This window comes from Streptomyces scopuliridis (assembly GCF_042790125.1).
GTDB lineage: Bacteria > Actinomycetota > Actinomycetes > Streptomycetales > Streptomycetaceae > Streptomyces > Streptomyces scopuliridis_A.
The window spans coordinates 1-18627 of record NZ_JBHTZS010000001.1 but is presented as its reverse complement, the minus strand read 5'-3'; the positions used below and the strand labels follow the sequence as shown (position 1 = coordinate 18627).

The window sequence follows — 18627 nt, the reverse complement described above, 5'->3', positions numbered from 1 at the left end:
TGCACACCTGTCTGCGCGTGCGGGCACAAACACATGTCACCGTCCCGGGAGGTGAGGTACCGGCAGCGTGCGGTACGACACCTCCCGGTCACGGCTGCCATGGACCCCGCTCGGGTCCATGGCCTCCGGTCGTGGGCCGTCCCCCGCGACCGGATGTCCTGGCGGGATCAGCCCTGTGCGGCGATCCGCGCGAGACGCTGGGCCTCGCTCCGCGTGTCGCGGGCGATGGCGTCCTCGTCCACCGTGGTCAGACGGCTGTCCTCGACCACGGTTCGCCCGTTGACGAGGGAGAGGGTGACAGGGGCGGCGGCGCCGAAGACCAGTGCGGTCACCGGGTCCGCGATGGAGGCATGGGCGAGGGTGTCCAGCTTCCAGAGAACGAGGTCGGCGAGCTTCCCCGGCTCGATCGAGCCGATCTGGCCGGCCCGGCCGAGGACTTGCGCGCCGCCGTACGTACCGAGGCGCAGCGCCTGGCGGGCGTTGAGCGCGGACTCGCCGCGGGTGCCGAGGCGGTTGATGAGCAGCGCGTTGCGCAGCTCGGTGTGGAGTTCGCCCGACTCGTTGGAGGCGGTGCCGTCCACACCGAGGCCGACCGGTACGCCGCCCCCGAGCATGTCGGGGACCCGCGCGATCCCGGCGGCGAGCCGGGCGTTGGACGAGGGGCAGTGGGCGACGCCCGTACCGGTGCGGCCGAAGGCGGCGATGTCGGCGTCGTTCATATGGACGCAGTGGGCCATCCACACATCGGAGCCGAGCCAGCCGGTCGACTCGAAGTAGTCGGTGGGCCCCATCCCGAACAGCTCCTTGCAGAACTGCTCCTCCTCCACCGTCTCGCTGCCGTGGGTATGCAGTCTGACGCCCTTGCGGCGCGCCAACTCGGCGCCCTGCTTGAGCAGTTCGGTGGATACGGAGAAGGGCGAGCACGGCGCCACGGCGATCTGGGTCATCGCGTCGAAGGAGGCGTCGTGGTGGATGTCCACGGTCTTCTCGGTGGCGGCGAGCGCGTCGTCCAGGGACTCGACGGCGAAGTCCGGGGGCAGCCCGCCGTCCGACGTACCGCGGTCCATGGAGCCGCGGGCGAGGGTGAACCGTACGCCCATCTCCGCCGCGGCGCCGATGATCGCGCCGGACAGGTCTCCGGTGCCGCGCGGATAGACGTAGTGGTGGTCCATCGCGGTGGTGACACCGCCCCGGACCATCATCGCCAGGGAGCCCTGCGCGGCGGTGCGGACCATCGGTTCGTCGAGCCGTGCCCAGATCGGGTAGAGCGCGACCAGCCAGTTGAACAGGTTGTGGTCGGTGGCGAGTCCGCGGGTGAGCCACTGGTAGAAGTGGTGGTGTGTGTTGACCAGGCCCGGGGTGACGAGATGGCCGGTGCCGTCGATGCGGCGGACCACGTTCTCCAGGCGGGCCGGGGCCGGGCCCGCGCCGACCGACTCGATCCGGTTGTCCGCGACGACAACATGTCCCGAGGCGTACTCGGTGTCGTGTGCGTCCACCGTCGCGATGGCGCAGTTCTCGATGACGATACGCGAAGCCGCCATGGCGGTTCCTCTTCCTGAGTTCGGGCCGGAAACGGTCAGAGGTTGGTCAGATCGACCGGGATCTGCGGCTCGGTTCCGTCCCGCAGGACGGTCGCCTCGATCAGCCCGTACGGGCGGTCCGCCGCGAAGTAGACCTCGTTGTCGTTCTTCAGTCCGAACGGCTCCAGATCCACCAGGAAATGGTGCTTGTTCGGCAGCGAGAACCGGATCTCGTCGATCTCGCTGCGGCTGTCGATGATCCTCGAACCCATCTGGTAAAGGGTCTGCTGGAGGGAGAGCGAGTAGGTCTCGGCGAAGGCCCGGAGCATATGCTTCCTGGCCTGCCCGTAGGACTTCTCCCAGTCCGGCATGGGCGCCTCGTCACTCGACCAGTTGTAACGCCACCTGGCCGACACCTCGGTCGCGAGAATACGGTCGTGCGCTTCTTTGAGCGTGGTGTATTTGTCCCTGACGTAACCCCAGAATTCGGAGTTCGTCGAGTTCATCACGGTCAGATCCTTCAGTCCCGAGATGACCTGCCAGCGCTCGCCGTCGAAGGTGATCTGGGTGAGCCGCGTCTCCTGGCCCGTGCGGACGAAGGAGTGCCTGACCTCGTCGGCGCCGACGAGTGCGGAATCGCCGTCCGAGGTCTCGATTCGTTCCCAGGCGTACTCCTCGATCCGGATCCGCGCCTGCCGGATCGGCTCCTGGCTGTTGACGAAATGCCGGGCGAGATGGATTCCGAACTGCTCGGCCGATGCGATGCCGTGTTCCTTGGCGAACGCGTAGACCGTGTTCTTGGTGGTGTCGGTCGGCAGCACATGGGCGTTGGAACCGGAGTAGTGGACCTCCTCCATCTCGCCGGAGAGCGCGACGGAGACATTCAGGTCCTTGATGTGGTGGGTGTCGCCGTCCCGCGTGATCCTGACGACGCGGTTCTCCGCCTTGCCGTACTGGTTCTGTCCGAGAATCACAGGGCGGCTCGGGCGGGACTGATCGGTCATGTCTGCTAGCTCCCTCGGTATACGGAGTAGCCGAACGGGTTGAGCAGCAGCGGTACGTGATAGTGCTCGCCGGGGATGACGGCGAAGGTGATCGCCACTTCCGGGAAGAACACACCGCTGTCCCTTGCGCGGGGGGCGTCCTGCTGCGCCTCGGCTTCTTCTCCGCCGGCGGCCTCCTGCCTGCCGGCGGTTTCCTGCCTGTTCATGAAGTACGCCTCGGTCTCGAAGTCGAGACGTACGTGTGTGGTGCCCTCCGGCAGCGCCGGCAGGTCCTCGCAGCGCCCGTCGCCGTCGGTACGCGAACCGCCGCGCGCCTCCCACCGCGCGCCGGGGCCGCCGCGGGCCGCGAGCGAGACGGTGACGCCCTCGGCGGGGCGCCCGATGCTGGTGTCCAGGATGTGTGTGGACACCGAGGCGGTGGTGGCGGTGCTCATGAGTCGTCGTCCTCCGCTACGAGACGGGTCAGCCGGATCCGGTTGATCTTGCCGAGTTCGGTGCGCACGATCGCACGCTCCCGTTCCGGCGTGTGGCCGATCCGGGTCTTCAGCGCGTCGCGCATCCGCTCGCCGGTGGCTCCGGTGGCGCAGATCAGGAAGACATGTCCGAACCGCTCCTGGTAGGCCAGGTTCAGTCCGAGCATCTCGGCCTTCAGCTCCTCCGGAGCGTCGGCCATCCCCCGCTGTTCACGGGCGGAGGCCGGGTCTCCCGGCTTCGGCCGGCCGATCGGCGGGTGTCCCGCCAGCGCCTCGGCCAGATCCGCGCCGTCCAGCCCACCCGTCGCGGTGTCACTGGCGGCGAGGAGAGCGTTCAGGCCGGAGTACGGGCGCCCGGCGAGGAGTTCGGTCCCCCACGCCCGGCTGGCGCACACCCCGTGCAGTGCGGCCAGGGCCACGCTGTCGGGTGAGGTGTTGAACCGGGCGAGGCCCGGTTGCGATGTCGACGTCACGGGAGCCTCCGTGGCTGTGCTGGGCGGGCTTGGCATAGCTAACGCCCTCGACAACACCGCGTCAACACTTTGTTGAAATCTCGTATACGAAACCCGCGCCAGGCCCTGTCCGGCAGTCAGGCCCCGGGGCCTACTCGCCCTTGGCCGCGCTTTCCCGCGCGTTCTCGCGGTTCAGGTAGTTGTAGACGGTGAAGCGGCTGACACCGAGGGCGCTCGCCACCGTCTCGACGCCGTGCCGTACGGAGAAGGCGCCGCGCGCCTCCAGTATCCGGACGACCGACTGCTTGGACTTGCGGTCCAGCTCGGCGAGCGGCATGCCGTGCTTGCGTTCCAGCGCCGCCAGGATGTGGTCCAGGGAATCGGACAGCTGGGGCAGCCGTACGGCGAGCAGTTCCTCGCCCTCCCAGGCGAGCACGACATCGTCGGGCTGAGCCTCGCCGGGGGCCATCAGCTCGCCGCCCATGGCGTCGACCAGCGGCTTGACCGCCGCGACGAAGGGGTGGTCCAGCGGCTCGGCCATCAGCCGTTCTCCCCGCTCCTGGTCACACGACCACCCTCGCCCGGGCGGCCGTCCTCGGCCACGCGGCCATCCTCGACCGGGCGGCCGTCCGCGATCACATTGATCTGGAGGGAGACCCGGGTCGCCCCGGCGGTCAGCGACCGGCGCAGCAGTGTGTCCACCGCGCTCAGCACCGCGTCCGCGCCGCCTTCCGCCGTATTGCCGAACGGACCGACGTCCACGGCGTCCAGTCCGGCACCCTGGACGACCTCGCGGGCCACCAGCGCGTGGGCGGGCGCCTCGTCCAGGTCGAAGGGCTCGGTCGTGAACTCGACTCTCAATCGCACTGCGCCCCCATGGCGTCGGCACCGAACGCCTGGTCCACCGCCGGCCTGATCGCGGCGCTGGTGTGCCCCAGTCGCTCCGACATGACCTTAACGGACTCCCCCGCGGCGATCAGCGGCCGCGACTTCCCATCGGCACCCGGCGGGCCGCCCACCAGGCCTGTCCCTCCGGTGCGGTATACGTTGGCATGGCCCCGGGAACCGCAGGATCGCTGACCTGGAGTGCGGCCCTTCTCCTGAATTCGTAGCGGCATGAACACATGGTTCGCGTGATGTGGTGGCTGAACGGAGAGACGTGGTTCGGCGGACAAGGACCGGTGACGACCAGCGGCATTCCCGCATCCAGGAGTACCCCTGGCTGTCCCCCGTGCTTCTCGCCGGGGCGGTCGTCCTCGAACTGCTGACACCCTCGATCGTGATCGGGTCCGCGCTCGTCGCGGTCGCCGGCATGGTGGCCGCCATCACCGCCACGTTCCGCTACACCCTTCTGGTCGTGACCCTCGGAGTCGGGATCATCTTCGTCGCCGCACTGCTGAGTCAGTTCAGCGACTTCGCCAAGGGTGTACAGATCGTCGAGGTGGTGATCGCCGGCGCTCTCGCGCTGGCCATCCGGCGCATGCTCGACAGTCAGAGCGCGAGGTTCTCCCTGGTCAGATCCACGGTCGAGACGCTTCAGCGGGCCGTGCTGCCGCCGCTGCCCACGATTGTCGGGCCCATGGTCGTAGCCTGCCGGTACGAGGCGGCGTCCGCCGAGGCGCGGATCGGTGGCGACCTCTACGCCGTGCAGGAGACGCCCTTCGGCCTCCGGCTGCTCATCGCCGACGTACGCGGCAGGGGTCTCGGTGCGGTCTCCGCCGTCTCCATCATCATCGGCGCGTTCCGTGAGCGCGCCGAGTCGGAGCCCGACCTGGCAGGACTCGCCGAACGCCTCGACCGGGCCGTCACCCGGTCCCTCCAGCAGGGCGCCGACCCTTTCGCCGCCGAAGCCGCCGATGCGGCCGAGGCATTCGCTACGGCGCTCCTGGTCGAGATCGACCGGCGCGGCACCACCCTGCGGCTGCTGAGCTGTGGCCACCCCGCGCCCTATCTCGTACGGGACGGCGAGCTGTGCCGACTGGACACCGGCGAGGCGACGCCGCCGCTGGGGATGCGGGACCTGGCGCCCGGCACCGGTGGCCCCCAATCGTGTGACTTTCCCACCGGCACCACCCTGCTGTGCGTCACGGACGGAGTGACGGAGGCCCGGAACACGGCCGGGGCCTTCTACGACCCCTGCCGTGAGCTGCGGCCGGCTCCGGACGGGGACCCGGAGCGGCTGATCGACGCCCTCTTCGCTTCGATCAGCCGGTGGGCGGGGGGCGAGCGCGACGACGACATGGCGGTGCTCGCCGTCGCACGCGTCGGCGAGCACGGGCGGGCGTGACCGGCCGTTCAACCTGCCGCGGGCGGCGAATTGCGGGAGCGCCCCTTGACAGCCCCCGAGCCAGCCAGGCACGCTTCCATCAAGCAAAATATTACTTCCGCGATACGGAAGGAGCGCCTGACTCCTCATGGCCCCTCACTTCACGAACGGGCGCGGCACCGAGCAGCGCTTCGATGTGAACCTGTCCATCCTCTTCACCGAGCTCCCGCTGCTGGAGCGGCCCGCCGCCGCGGCGGCGGCCGGTTTCGACGCGGTGGAGCTGTGGTGGCCCTGGACCGACACGCCCACCCCGCCGCGGGCCGAGCTCGACGCGCTGAGGAAGGCGCTCGACGACGCGGGCACGCGGCTGGTGGGGCTGAACTTCTACGCCGGACAGCTGCCGGGGCCGGACCGCGGGGCGCTCTCGGTGCCTGGCGAGGAGTCCGACCGGTTCCGCGCCAATATCGAGGTCGCGGCCGAATTCGCCTCGGCCACCGGGTGCGGGGCGCTGAACGCGCTGTACGGCAACCGCGTCGAGGGCGTCGATCCGCGGGCGCAGGACGAACTGGCCCTGGAGAATCTCGTACGGGCGGCCCACGCGGCCGACCGGGCCGGGGCGAGCCTGCTGATCGAGGCGCTCAACCAGCCGGAGTCCCCTCTCTACCCACTGGTGAGCGCGCCCTCCGCGGTCGAGGTCGTGGACAAGGTCAACGCCGCCACCGGTCTCGGCAACGCCGCGTTCCTGCTCGATCTCTACCACCTGTCGATGAATGGCGAGGACCTGACCGAGGTCATCGATCGTTACACCGGCAAAACCGGCCATGTACAGATCGCCGACAACCCGGGCCGTGGCGCGCCGGGCACCGGATCGCTTCCGCTGGAGGACCTCCTCGGCCGGCTGCGGAAGGCCGGCTACACCGGCTGGGTCGGTCTGGAGTACAAGCCGGGCGACCGGCCGAGCACCGAGTCCTTCGACTGGCTCGCCACGGGGGCCTGACCGGCCCGACAGGGCCTGGTCCCCGACCGTCGGCCCGCCAACTGACCGTATTCACACGCGTGTTGTGATGTGCGCGGGTATCGAAAGAGGCACCCTGATGAGTAATCTCCCCACGGTCGCGTGGATCGGTCTCGGCATCATGGGCTCCCCCATGTCCGAGAATCTGATCAAGGCCGGCTACTCCGTCACCGGCTTCACGCTGGAGCGGGACAAGCTGGACCGGCTGGCCGCGGCCGGTGGTACGGCCGCGGGCTCGATCGCCGAGGCGGTACGGGACGCCGATGTGATCGTCACGATGGTGCCCGCCTCCCCGCAGGTCGAGGCCATCGCGTACGGAGAGGACGGCATCCTCGCGAACGCCCGGTCCGGCGCGCTGCTGATCGACATGTCGTCCATCACGCCGCGGACATCGGTGGATCTGGCGAAGAGCGCGGCGGAGAAGGGCATCCGTGTCCTGGACGCCCCGGTCTCCGGCGGCGAGGCCGGCGCCATCGAGGCGGTCCTCTCCATCATGGTCGGCGGCGAACAGGCCGACTTCGACGAGGCCAAGCCGCTGCTGGAAGCGCTCGGCAGGACCATCGTCCGGTGCGGGCCGCACGGCTCGGGGCAGACGGTGAAGGCCGCCAACCAGCTGATCGTGGCGGTGAACATCCAGGCGTGCGCCGAGGCCGTGGTCTTCCTGGAGAAGTCCGGCGTGGACCTCGCCGCGGCGCTGGACGTCCTCAACGGCGGGCTGGCCGGGTCGACCGTACTGACCCGTAAGAAGGACAACTTCCTCAACCGGGACTTCAAGCCCGGCTTCCGGATCGATCTGCACCACAAGGACATGGGCATCGTCACCGACGCCGCCCGCGCTGTGGGCGCCGCGCTCCCCGTGGGCGCCGTCGTGGCCCAACTCGTCGCCTCCCTGCGCGCGCAGGGCGACGGCGGGCTCGACCACTCCGCGCTGCTGCGCTCGGTCGAGCGGCTCTCCGGCACCGAGATCTGAGCCCGGCTCCCCCTGAACTCCGGGCGGCGGTGGCGCTGACACCTGTCCTGTCGCGCCCAGGCGCCGCCGCGGCCCGGAACCCCCTCCTGATGCGAGGGTCCTGGTGAAGCGGAACCAGCAAGCCACGCACGGGAGATGACGGGAAGTCAGCTCCCCTGCGTTCCGTCCCGTACCACCGGCCCCGTATGAAGGGTGGCCGGCGGTACGGGGCAGCGAGAGGACCGCGGCGGCGAGCGAGCCAGTGCGGTGGTGAAGGGAACGGCAGTCCTTCTCGACCTGAGAGAAGGGCCGTGCGGCTCCCGTCGCCGCCGCCGCGGTCCCACTTTCGTGTGCCCGGTACCCGACGCACGTGTGGCCGGACACGGCAGAGGGCCCCGCACCGGAGCGGTCCGGTGCGGGGCCCTCGCTGCCGCCGGGTCAGGGTCAGGTCAGCGGCAGGATCTCGGTGGGCGCGTGCCACGGCTCGGTGGCGAGGTCCTCGAACTCGTTCACGCTCGCGATGTCGCTGCCGCTCATCGCGATATTGGTGACGCGTTCGAGGATCGCCTCGACGATCACGGGGACACGGAACTCGGCGGCCAGCTTCTTGGCCTGTTCGAAGGCCGGCAGCAGCTGGTCGGGCTCGGTGACCCGGATCGCCTTGCAGCCCAGGCCCTCGGCGACCTTCACATGGTCGACGCCGTAGACGCCCAGCTCGGGGGAGTTGAGGTTCTCGAACTCCAGGTTGACCTGGAAGTCGATGTCGAAGTTTCGCTGCGCCTGGCGGATCAGGCCCAGATACGAGTTGTTCACCAGCACATGCACATACGGGACGCGGTGCTGCGCGCCGACCGCCAGCTCCTCCAGCATGAACTGGAAGTCGTAGTCGCCGGAGAGCGCGACGACCATCGCCTCGGGGTCGGCGGTGGCCACCCCCAGCGCTGCGGGGATGGTCCAGCCGAGCGGGCCCGCCTGGCCGCAGTTGATCCAGTGGCGCGGTTTGTAGACGTGCAGCATCTGCGCGCCGGCGATCTGGGAGAGGCCGATGGTGGTGACGTACCGGGTCTCGGGACCGAAGGCGCGGTTCATCTCCTCGTACACACGCTGCGGCTTGAGCGGCACATTGTCGAAGTGGGTACGCCGGTGCAGCGTGGCCTTGCGCTCCTGTGCCGAGGCGGCCCAGGCGGCGCGGTCGGGCAGTTCGCCCGCGGCCTTCAGCTCCTTCGCCACCTCGACGAAGAGCGTGAGCGCGGCCTTGGCGTCCGAGGCGATGCCGTAGTCCGGGGCGAAGATCTTGCCGATCTGGGTGGGTTCGATGTCGACATGGACGAAGGTGCGGCCGCGCGTGTAGACATCGAGCCTGCCGGTGTGGCGGTTGGCCCAGCGGTTGCCGATGCCGAGGATGAAGTCGGACTCCAGGAACGTGGCGTTGCCGTAGCGGTGCGAGGTCTGGAGACCCACCATGCCGGCGTTCAGCTCATGGTCGTCGGCGATGACGCCCCAGCCCATCAGGGTCGGCACGACAGGGGTGCCGGTGAGTTCGGCGAACTCGACCAGCAGATCGGAGGCGTCGGCGTTGATGATGCCGCCGCCGGCGACGATCAGCGGGCGCTCGGACGCGTTCAGCATCCTGACGGCCTTCTCGGCCTGCGCACGCGTGGCGGCCGGACGGTAGACCGGCAGCGGCTCGTAGGTCTCCGGGTCGAACTCGATCTCGGTGAGCTGGACATCGATCGGCAGGTCGATGAGGACCGGCCCCGGGCGTCCCGAGCGCATGAGGTGGAACGCCTGCTGGAAGACGCCGGGGACCTGCGCGGCCTCCAGGACGGTCGTCGCGGCCTTGGTGACCGGTCGCGCGATCGAGGCGATGTCGACGGCCTGGAAGTCCTCCTTGTGGATCACCGCGGTCGGCGCCTGGCCGGTGATGCAGAGGATCGGGATGGAGTCACCGATCGCGGAGTACAGACCGGTGATCATGTCCGTGCCAGCGGGCCCGGACGTACCGACACAGACACCGATGTTGCCCGGGTGCGTGCGTGTGTAGCCCTCGGCCATGTGCGAGGCGCCCTCGACATGGCGGGCGAGCGTGTGATGCACCCCGCCGGCGGCCTTGAGGGCGGCATAGAAGGGGTTGATCGCGGCGCCCGGCACACCGAACGCGTTGCTGACGCCTTCGCGCTTGAGGATCTCAACTGCCGCTCGGGCAGCGGTCATTCGAGGCATGAAGTGCTCCTGCTTCGGCCGGCGGATCAGGGCTCTGTCGCGCCACCTGAGAGCACCAATTCCGTGATGCGAAAGTTTTGTTCTGCTATACGGAATCCAATCTAAGGTCCTCGCGGTGCGGCGTCAAGGGATGGCCGAAGTCCCTCCCCGCGGCCCGCCCTTGGTGGACGATGAGCGGGGAGGTCGTGATGGGAGAGGGCGTTTCGGTGTGCTGCCCGTCGTGCGGCAGCCGCCATACGGTGACGGCGTCGGTCTATCCGTGCGTGTGCGGGGCGCCGGTGGCACCGACGCTGGCCGGCGGCGGCCGGGTGGAGACGGTCACCCGGCGCGCCTGGGCGGACGAGTGGGTGACCGTCCGCTGTACGGCCTGCGCGCGCGAGGACCAGTGGCCGCGGCCGGAGCTGGGCTGCCCGTGCGGAGCGATGCTGCGGATCGCGGTGGAGCAGGCAACATCCGAGCCGGTGGCATCCGAGCCGGTGACATCTGATCCGGTGGCACCCGGTGCAGCCGCACCCGATACGGCGACGGCCGCTACGGATACGGCCGGGCGACCGGCTCCCGGGCTGCCCGCACCCATCCCGCCGCCCCCTGCCGCCCCCTCGCCGCGCCCCGGTTTCCGCCCGGTGACGATCCGTACGGCCCAGGACGCGGTGACCACGGCCGCGCTCTATCTGCGCTGGCTCGGCTTCAAGAGCGTCGTCGAGTCCGGCGGGTCAGGGGAGCCATCGGCGCCCGGGATCAGCACACGGCGTACCGGCGTGCCCGGCACCGGTCTGCGCGGACCCGACGTGGTCGCCCAGGTCGACCCGACCACCGACCCGGCGTCGCTCCGGTCCGTCGAGTGCCTCTGGCTCAACGGCATGAACGCGTCGGCGACGAGCGTCTACTTCTCCCTCGCGGGGTACACGGACGACGCCCGCGCCCGCGCGGACGACCTGGGTCTCCCGCTCTTCGTCCTGGATCTCACGGGCGCGCCGCAGCCCGTCAACGGCCCGGCGGACGAACTGGTCTCGTCCGGGGCGTGATACGGGGAAGAGCGCCGAGGGGGGACGCCCGGGACCCTCAGACCTCCGAAGGCCCCGAGAACCGCTCGCGCAGCTCGATCTTCCGCACCTTCCCGCTCACCGTCATCGGGAACTCGGCCACGATCTCCACCCGGCGCGGGATCTTGTAGCGCGCGAGCCGCTCCCGGCAGTACGACACGATGTCCTCCAGGGCCGGCGGATCGGCCGGGTCGCGCGGGATCACACAGGCCAGGATCTCTTCCCCGTACTTCTCGTCGGGGACACCGACCACCTGCACGTCCGCGACCTTCGGGTGGCCGTACAGGAACTCCTCGATCTCCCGGGGCGAGACGTTCTCGCCGCCCCGGATGATCATGTCCTTGATCCGGCCGACGATCTGGACGTAGCCGTCGTCCCGTATCACCGCCAGATCGCCGGTGTGCATCCAGCGGCCCGTGTCGATGACCTCGGCCGTGCGCTCCGGCTCGTTCCAGTAGCCGAGCATCACGCTGTAGCCCCGGGTGCACAGCTCGCCCGCCGTACCGCGCGGCAGTGTCACCCCGCTGACCGGGTCGATCACCTTGACCTCGATATGCGGCAGGGCCCGGCCGACCGTGCCCGTACGGCGTTCCAGATCGTCGTCGCGCCGGGTCTGGGTGGAGACCGGGGAGGTCTCGGTCATGCCGTAACAGATGGAGACCTCGGCCATGTTCATCTCGGCGACGACGCGCTTCATCACCTCCACCGGGCAGGGCGAGCCCGCCATGATCCCGGTACGCAGCGAGGAGAGATCGTACGAGGCGAAGTCGGGGAGGTTCAGCTCCGCGATGAACATCGTCGGGACCCCGTACAGCGAGGTGCAGCGCTCCCGTTCGACGGCGCGCAGTGTCGCCCCGGCCTCGAACGACGGCGCCGGGATGACCACGCACGCGCCGTGGGAGGTGGCGCCGAGATTTCCCATGACCATGCCGAAGCAGTGGTAGAAGGGCACCGGCAGACAGACGCGGTCCTGTTCCGTGTAGCCGACCGTCTCGCCCACGAAATAGCCGTTGTTGAGGATGTTGTGGTGGGAGAGGGTGGCGCCCTTGGGGAAGCCGGTGGTCCCCGAGGTGTACTGGATATTGACCGGGTCGTCGCAGGACAGCTCGGCCTCCCGCCGGGTGAGCTGATCCCCCGTCACCTCACGTGCGTAAGCGAGCAGTTCGTGCCAGCTCGGATCATCGATGTAGTGCACGGAGCGCAGTTCGGGACAGCGCGCGCGGACCTCCTCGACGAGGGCGCGGTAGTCGCTGGTCCGGTGGGCGAGGGAGGCGACGAGCACGGAGATCCCCGACTGGCGGAGCACGAACTCCACCTCGTGCGCGCGATACGCCGGGTTGATGTTCACCATGATCGCGCCGATCCGGGCGGTGGCGTACTGCGTGAGCAGCCACTCGGGGCAGTTGACCGCCCAGATCCCGACCCGGTCGCCCTTCGCCACACCGCGCCCGAGCAGCGCCCGCGCCAGCTCGCCGACCGCCGCGCCGAACTCCGCGTAGGTCCAGCGCCGCCCGGACGGTACGTCGACCAGCGCCTCCCGGTCGGGGAAGGCGGCGACCGCCCGGTCGAGGCCGGCGCCGATCGTGTCGCCGAGCAGCGGGGTCGTGCCGGTGCCGTGTGTGTACGAGTTCACCGCCGCGGCGGTCCCCGTCGTCATCGCAGGTCCCCCTCGTCGTACTCGGCGACGGATCCCTCGGCCGTGCGCTCCCGCAGCTCGATCCGGCGGATCTTCCCGGACACGGTCTTGGGCAGCTCGGCGAACTCCAGCCGGCGCACCCGTTTGTACGGCGCGAGGACCGCCCGCGAGTGGGCGAAGATGACCTTCGCCGTGTCGGGGCCCGGCTCCCAGCCCTCGGCGAGGACGACATACGCCTTCGGTACGGCGAGCCGTACCGGATCGGGCGCGGGCACGACCGCGGCCTCGGCGACCGCCTCGTGCTCCAGCAGCGCGCTCTCCAGCTCGAACGGCGAGATCTTGTAATCGCTCGCCTTGAACACATCGTCACCGCGGCCGATGTAGGTGATGTAGCCGTCGTCGTCGCGCGCGCCGATGTCGCCGGTCCGGTAGTAACCGCCCGCCATCGCCTCGGCCGTACGTTCCGGGTCGCCGTGGTACCCCGTCATCAGACCGACCGGACGGGCGGAGAGATCGAGCGCGATCTCTCCCTCCCGCGCGCCGGGCGCGCCGGTGACCGGGTCGAGCAGTTCGACCTTGAAGCCGGGCGTCGGCCGTCCCATGGATCCGGACTTGAGCGGCTGGCCCGGCGAATTGGCGACCTGCACGGCCGTCTCGGTCTGGCCGAACCCGTCCCTGATCGTCACACCCCACGCGCGCCGGACGGTCTCGATGACCTCCGGGTTGAGCGGCTCGCCCGCCGCGACGGCCTCGCGCGGCGGTGTGCGCAGCTGGGACAGATCGGCCTGGATCAGCATCCGCCAGACCGTGGGCGGGGCGCAGAAGCTGGTGACGCCCGCGCGGTCCATCTCCGCCATCAGCCTGGCCGGGTCGAAGCGCGTGTAGTTGTGGAGGAAGACGGTCGCCTCGGCGTTCCACGGGGCGAAGAGATTGGACCAGGCGTGCTTGGCCCAGCCGGGTGAGGCGATGTTCAGATGGACATCGCCCGGTGTGAGCCCGATCCAGTACATCGTCGCGAGATGGCCGACCGGATACGAGACATGGGTGTGCTCGACCAGCTTGGGGCGGGCGGTCGTGCCGGAGGTGAAGTACAGCATCAGCGGATCGTCCGCGTGGGTGGGCCCGTCCGGCTCGAAGGCGGGGGACCGGCCGTACGCGTCCTCGTACGGCAGCCAGCCCTCGGGCGCGCCCTCCGGGCCGGCGCCCACCACGATCCGGGTGAAGCCGCCCGGGATCGTGTCGAACTTCCCGGTGTCCTCGGCGCGGACGATCACATGCGCGGCCCGGCCGCGTTCGATACGGTCCCGCAGATCGGCGGGGCCGAGGAGCGGGGTCGCGGGGATGACGACGGCCCGCAGCTTCATCGCGGCGAGGGCGGTCTCCCACAGCTCGACCTGGTTGCCGAGCATGACGACGACACGGTCCTCGGCCCGTACGCCCTGCTCACGGAGCCAGTTGGCGGCGCGGTTGGAGCGGGCGGACATCTCGGCGAAGGTGACGCGGAGCCGGCGGCCGTCCTCCTCGACGATATGCAGGGCGATCCGGTCGTCGCCCCGCCCGTCCGGGCCTTCGGCGATCCGGTCGAACCAGTCCAGCGCCCAGTTGAAGCGCTCGGGACGCGGCCAGTCGAAGCCCGCGTACGCCGTCGCGTAATCCTCCCGGTGCGCCAGGAGGAAGTCCCGCGCCGCCCGGAACCGCTCGGCCGGATCGGCCGGACCGTCGGCCGCCCTCGGCTGCCTTGCCGTCATGTGTCCTCCTCATTGCCGGACCGCTCTCTGACATCGTGTAATCAGTGACGTGGGTCTCACCACCCCCGGATGGGGGTGCGGGACGGTGGCGACGGGAGGAGGAGGCGTGGCCGAACCGGTCGAGGCGGTCGAGATGCGGGCCGCGCTGCTGCGGCTGCGCAGGACGACCGGGCTGCCGGTGGCGTTCGGCGGGCTGCTGCACGAGGCGGGACGGATGGACATCGCCGAGCTGAACGGCGCGTCGACGGGCGCGCTGCGCGGTCTGGCGATCTCCGCCGGCAACGGCCTGGGCGGCAAGTCCATCGCGCTGTCCCGGCCGTGCGCGGTGACCGACTACCGGGTGGCACGGCACATCAGCCATGAGTACGACGCCGCGGTGGCGGCGGAGGGCCTGCGCTCGGTGCTCGCGGTGCCGGTGGTCGTACGGCGCACGGTGCGCGGGGTGCTGTACGGAGCCCTGCGCAGCGCCCTGCCGATCGGCGAACGCGCCTTCGACGCGGCGGTCGCCGCCGCGCGGGACGTGGAACAGGCGCTGGTCGTACGGGACGAGGTACGGCGGCTGCTCAGCGTGAGCCGTGAGCCCACGCCCGGCCCCGCGGCCTGGGAGGAGGTCCGCGCGGCCCACAGCGAACTGCGGGCGCTGGCGCCGCGCGTCGTCGACGCGGAGCTGCGCGCCGAACTGCTCGCCGTCTGCGGGCGGCTGGCGGGCGCGTCGGACCCGATGGACGCGTCCGGCCCGGCGGGCGGCGCGCCCCGCCGGGCCCCGGTCGCGCTGGCGCCGCGCGAGGTGGACGTGCTGACCTGCGTCGCGTCGGGGTCGACCAACGCGACGGCGGCCGAACTGCTCGGCCTGCGGCCGGAGACGGTGAAGGGGTATCTGCGCTCGGCGATGCGCAAGCTGGGCACGCACACCCGGCTGGAGGCGGTGGTGGCGGCGCGCCGCGCGGGCCTGCTGCCGTGACACTCCTCCGGCGCGGATACTCGCCGCACGGGCCAAGGCGTGCCAGGCGCCACGGGCCGGGCGGGGTGTGCCGGGCGGGATGTGTCCGACAGGGCCTGGCGCCGTCTCCGGCGCTCGCGTCAGACTGTGCCCGCACAGGTGAGTGGAGGTACGGACATGGTGTCCACAGACCGTTTTCTGGCATTCGCCGCGATGTCCCTGCTGGTGATCGTGATCCCGGGGCCGAGCGTGCTGTTCGTGATCGGTCGTGCGCTGGCGCACGGCCGGCGCACGGCGATGGCGACGGTGCTGGGCAATGTGATCGGCTCGTACGCCCTGGTGGTGGCGGTCGCGCTGGGGATCGGCGCGCTCGTCGCACAGTCGGTGACGGTCTTCCTCGTGGTGAAGCTGGGGGGCGCGGCCTATCTGGTGTTCCTGGGCGTGCAGGCGTTCCGGCACCGCAAGGACATGCGCGCCTCGGCCATGGCGGCGCCCGCGGGCCCGGCGCGCGGTGATCTCCGTACCGCCGGGGACGGCTTCATCGTGGGGATCACCAATCCGAAGGGCGTGGTGTTCTTCGCGGCCGTGCTGCCGCAGTTCGTGGACCACTCGGCGGGCCATCTGCCCGCGCAGATGCTGCTGCTCGGGCTGGTGCCGATCGGCATCGGTCTGGTCACGGACACGCTGTGGGGGCTGGGCGCGGCGGCGGCGCGCACCTGGTTCGCCCGCTCGGAGCGACGGCTGTCGATGGTGGGCGGTGCGGGCGGCTGCGCGATGATCGGGCTCGGTGTCACGGTCGCGGTGACGGGCCGCGCGGACTGAGCGGGTCCCTCCCGTGCGGCACGGCGTGCCGCCAGGACCGCGTCAAAATGAGGTCTCCCCAGGTCAACGCCGCGTTATGGCCGGGCCCTGTCGCCCTGTTCCGGGCATAGCTTCCAGGTGTCAGAAAAGCTCGACAGTCTCCCCTGGGAGGACACCATGGAGCGCCTCGTACCCGAGGGCGCGGACGGCGGTTCGGACCCCGCCCCGGCCACGGACCCCGACGCCGACCCCGACGAACCCCGGACGGCGGGGCCGCTGTACGTACCCGTACGGCTCGGCTCCGCGGGCGGCCACCAGCTGCGGTTCGCACGCACGCCGCTCGGCGCGCGGACCGCGATCGGTTTCACCAGCAGCCTGCGGCTGACGGCCGTCCTCGGTGAGGGGCAGGCGTGGATCAGGCTCGCGGAGCCCGCGCTGCGCGCGCTCGCCGAACCTCTGGGCGCGGTCATCGTCACCGTGGACCCGCAGCTGACCGCTCCCGCCATCGGCGGGCGGCCCGCGCCGGCCAGGCCCTGTGCCCGGCGCGCCCTGGAACTGCCGGAGGCGATGGCCGCATGACCGCCGAACCTCTGCTGCTGGTCAGCGAGTTGAACACGCCGACGGTCTGGCCCGCGTCCGCCGCCCTCGCCCCCGGCGGTGATATCGCGGTGGCCGGAGTCCGTCTCGCGGAGCTGGCCGAGCGCTATGGCACCCCCGCCTACGTCCTGGACGAGGACGAGGTACGGGCCCGTGCGCGGGCCTGGCGACAGGCGCTGCCCGACGCCGAGATCGTCTACGCCGCCAAGGCGTTCCTCTGCCGGGCCGTCGTCGACTGGATGGAGCAGGAGGGCCTCGGTCTCGATGTCTGCTCGGCCGGCGAACTGGAGCTGGCCGCCACGCGCGGCTTCCCGCCCGAGCGGATCGTGCTGCACGGCAACGCCAAATCCCCGCGGGACCTGCGCACCGCGCTGCGCCTCGGCGTCGGCCGCGTCGTGATCGACTCGTCCTGCGAGACGGCCCGGCTGGCGGCGCGGGTCCAGGGGCCGGACGCGCAGCAGGTGATGGTCCGCGTGCTGCCCGGCATCGAGGCGGGCGCGCACCCCAAGATCCGTACGGGGGCCGACGGCCAGAAGTTCGGGCTGTCCCTCGCGGACGGGAGCGCGGAGGACACGATCGCCCGGATCCTGGGTCAGCCGCGGCTCGAACTCGTGGGCCTGCACTGCCATCTGGGCTCACAGATCACCGAGCCGGGCCCGTACGCCGAGGCCGTACGGCGGCTGGTGGCGTTCCTGGCGGCCCTCCGCGACCGGTACGGCGTGACGCTGCCCGAACTGGACCTGGGCGGCGGTTTCGCGGTGGCGTATCTGCCGGGCGATCCGGCCCCGGCGCCCGCGGAGTACGGCCGGCTGATCACCGGCACGCTGGCGAGTGCCTGCGCCGAACACGGCCTGCCGGTCCCCCGCCTGACCGTGGAACCGGGCCGCTCGATCATCGCCCCTGCCGGGATCGCCCTCTACCGGGTGCTGTCGGTGAAACGCACCGCCGGGCGGGTCTTCGTCGCCGTCGACGGCGGAATGAGCGACAACCCGCGCCCCGCGCTGTACGGGGCGCGCTACACGGTCCGCCGGGTGGGCCGCGCGTCCGACGCTCCGATGCGCACGGCGACGGTCGTCGGACGGCACTGCGAGGCGGGCGATGTGCTCGCGGAGTCGGTGGAGCTGCCGGGGGACGTCCGGCCCGGCGACATCCTGGCGGTGCCCGCCGCCGGGGCGTACCAGGTGTCGATGGCATCGGGCTACAACATGACGGGCCGCCCGCCGGTGGTGGCGGTCTCCGGGGGGAGGTCGCGGCTGCTGGTGCGCCGGGAGAGCTTCGAGGATCTGCGCGCCCGGGACGTCGGCCTCTGACACGCTGCCCTCCGTACGGGTGGAAATTCCCGCGACACGCCGGCGCCCGGTTTGTTAGCTTCCGGACCATGAAGCCGCTCACCGAGGACGAGATCCGCGGATCGTTCGTCAACTGTTCCAAGGGCGAGGCCCGCAGAATGAACCTCCCCCGGGAGCTGTCCGAGCTGCCGTGGGCCGATCTCGACTTTCTGGGCTGGCGCGATCCCGGCGCGCCGGACCGCGGCTATCTCGTGGCGGAGCGCGCGGGCGCGTGGGTGGGATTCACGTTGCGTGGCGCGTCGTCCGGGCAGAAGAGCTTCCTCAAGTCGAGCATCTGCTCGATCTGTGTCACCCCGCACGCCGCCTCCGGGATTGATCTGATGACCGCGCCCAAGGTCGGCGCGGCGGGCCGGCAGGGCAACTCCGTCGGCATGTACATGTGCGCGGACCTGGCGTGTCCCCTGTATGTCCGGGGCAAGAGGAAGTCCCTCGGCCGGCGGCTTGAGGAGTCCCTCACGCTGGAGGAGCAGCTGGTCAGGGCGCGGACGAATCTGGACCGTTTCCTGGACAAGCTGTACGAGGGCACGACCGCGGGGGTCTGACACGCCGGGGCCCGTGGTGCCGGTACGCGGACGGGGGGCCCGGGGGGGCCCCGCCCCCCCGCCCCC

17 protein-coding genes and 1 pseudogene are annotated in these 18627 nt (G+C 70.8%); 9 read left to right on the top strand and 9 right to left on the bottom strand.

What is annotated here, in order from left to right:
* Positions 1-167 precede the first annotated feature (167 nt).
* From ACFRKB_RS00090 to ACFRKB_RS00065, 6 genes and pseudogenes are all read right to left on the bottom strand, one after another.
* Positions 168-1544 carry an 8-oxoguanine deaminase gene (locus ACFRKB_RS00090; protein ID WP_383101881.1) on the bottom strand — a complete coding sequence of 459 codons (1377 nt, stop codon included), beginning with the start codon at positions 1542-1544 and terminating at the stop codon, positions 168-170.
* Positions 1545-1579: 35 nt separating this feature from the next.
* Positions 1580-2527, bottom strand: coding sequence for a factor-independent urate hydroxylase (pucL, locus tag ACFRKB_RS00085; RefSeq protein WP_383101880.1), 948 nt, complete (start codon positions 2525-2527; stop codon positions 1580-1582).
* A 5-nt stretch (positions 2528-2532) separates the two neighbouring features.
* Positions 2533-2961 carry a hydroxyisourate hydrolase gene (locus ACFRKB_RS00080; RefSeq protein WP_383101879.1) on the bottom strand — a complete coding sequence of 143 codons (429 nt, stop codon included), beginning with the start codon at positions 2959-2961 and terminating at the stop codon, positions 2533-2535.
* Positions 2958-3473 (bottom strand): 2-oxo-4-hydroxy-4-carboxy-5-ureidoimidazoline decarboxylase, encoded by a 516-nt coding sequence (gene uraD, locus ACFRKB_RS00075; RefSeq protein WP_383101877.1) that lies wholly within the window; start codon positions 3471-3473, stop codon positions 2958-2960. Before uraD ends, ACFRKB_RS00080 begins: the two co-directional genes overlap by 4 nt.
* Positions 3474-3603: 130 nt before the next feature.
* Positions 3604-3993: a helix-turn-helix domain-containing protein gene (locus ACFRKB_RS00070; RefSeq protein WP_383011179.1), complete on the bottom strand. Its 390-nt coding sequence runs from the start codon at positions 3991-3993 to the stop codon at positions 3604-3606.
* Between the two features lie 83 nt (positions 3994-4076).
* Positions 4077-4319, bottom strand: a pseudogene (locus ACFRKB_RS00065) (YkoF family thiamine-binding protein); the annotation flags it as partial.
* A 292-nt stretch (positions 4320-4611) separates the two neighbouring features.
* Here ACFRKB_RS00065 and ACFRKB_RS00060 point away from each other — a divergent pair.
* From ACFRKB_RS00060 to ACFRKB_RS00050, 3 genes are all read left to right on the top strand, one after another.
* Positions 4612-5739: a PP2C family protein-serine/threonine phosphatase gene (locus ACFRKB_RS00060; protein ID WP_383101876.1), complete on the top strand. Its 1128-nt coding sequence runs from the start codon at positions 4612-4614 to the stop codon at positions 5737-5739.
* Between the two features lie 127 nt (positions 5740-5866).
* A complete protein-coding gene (locus ACFRKB_RS00055; RefSeq protein ID WP_383101875.1) occupies positions 5867-6715 on the top strand; it encodes a TIM barrel protein in 849 nt (282 codons plus the stop codon).
* Between the two features lie 97 nt (positions 6716-6812).
* Positions 6813-7703, top strand: coding sequence for a 2-hydroxy-3-oxopropionate reductase (locus ACFRKB_RS00050; protein WP_383101873.1), 891 nt, complete (start codon positions 6813-6815; stop codon positions 7701-7703).
* A gap of 423 nt (positions 7704-8126) precedes the next feature.
* Here the strand turns inward: ACFRKB_RS00050 and gcl are convergent, their stop codons facing one another.
* The gene (gene gcl, locus ACFRKB_RS00045; RefSeq protein ID WP_383101872.1) at positions 8127-9896 is read right to left on the bottom strand and encodes a glyoxylate carboligase; all 1770 of its coding nucleotides are present in this window, start codon (positions 9894-9896) and stop codon (positions 8127-8129) included.
* A gap of 197 nt (positions 9897-10093) precedes the next feature.
* Between gcl and ACFRKB_RS00040 the strand changes: the two genes are divergently transcribed.
* On the top strand, positions 10094-10930 hold the full coding sequence (locus ACFRKB_RS00040; protein ID WP_383101870.1) for a hypothetical protein: 837 nt from the start codon (positions 10094-10096) through the stop codon (positions 10928-10930).
* Between the two features lie 37 nt (positions 10931-10967).
* Here the strand turns inward: ACFRKB_RS00040 and ACFRKB_RS00035 are convergent, their stop codons facing one another.
* Together ACFRKB_RS00035 and ACFRKB_RS00030 are read right to left on the bottom strand one after the other, a co-directional pair.
* Positions 10968-12605 (bottom strand): AMP-binding protein, encoded by a 1638-nt coding sequence (locus tag ACFRKB_RS00035; RefSeq protein ID WP_383101868.1) that lies wholly within the window; start codon positions 12603-12605, stop codon positions 10968-10970.
* Positions 12602-14332, bottom strand: a complete 1731-nt coding sequence (locus ACFRKB_RS00030; protein WP_383101866.1) for an AMP-binding protein — start codon at positions 14330-14332, stop codon at positions 12602-12604. Before ACFRKB_RS00030 ends, ACFRKB_RS00035 begins: the two co-directional genes overlap by 4 nt.
* Positions 14333-14438: 106 nt before the next feature.
* On the opposite strand from ACFRKB_RS00030, the gene ACFRKB_RS00025 reads away from it, so the two are divergent.
* The 5 genes from ACFRKB_RS00025 to ACFRKB_RS00005 all read left to right on the top strand — a co-directional run bounded on the left by ACFRKB_RS00025 (position 14439) and on the right by ACFRKB_RS00005 (position 18561).
* Entirely contained in the window at positions 14439-15293 is an 855-nt protein-coding gene (locus ACFRKB_RS00025; protein WP_383101864.1) for a helix-turn-helix transcriptional regulator, read from the top strand.
* 156 nt (positions 15294-15449) lie between these two features.
* Positions 15450-16094 (top strand): LysE family translocator, encoded by a 645-nt coding sequence (locus tag ACFRKB_RS00020; RefSeq protein ID WP_383101861.1) that lies wholly within the window; start codon positions 15450-15452, stop codon positions 16092-16094.
* 117 nt (positions 16095-16211) lie between these two features.
* A complete protein-coding gene (locus ACFRKB_RS00015; protein ID WP_383101859.1) occupies positions 16212-16652 on the top strand; it encodes an SAV_915 family protein in 441 nt (146 codons plus the stop codon).
* Complete coding sequence (gene lysA, locus ACFRKB_RS00010) at positions 16649-17980, top strand: diaminopimelate decarboxylase (protein ID WP_383101858.1); 1332 nt, start codon at positions 16649-16651, stop codon at positions 17978-17980. The genes ACFRKB_RS00015 and lysA overlap by 4 nt, the downstream gene beginning before the upstream one ends.
* 68 nt (positions 17981-18048) lie before the next feature.
* Positions 18049-18561: an FBP domain-containing protein gene (locus ACFRKB_RS00005; RefSeq protein WP_383101856.1), complete on the top strand. Its 513-nt coding sequence runs from the start codon at positions 18049-18051 to the stop codon at positions 18559-18561.
* Positions 18562-18627 lie beyond the last annotated feature (66 nt).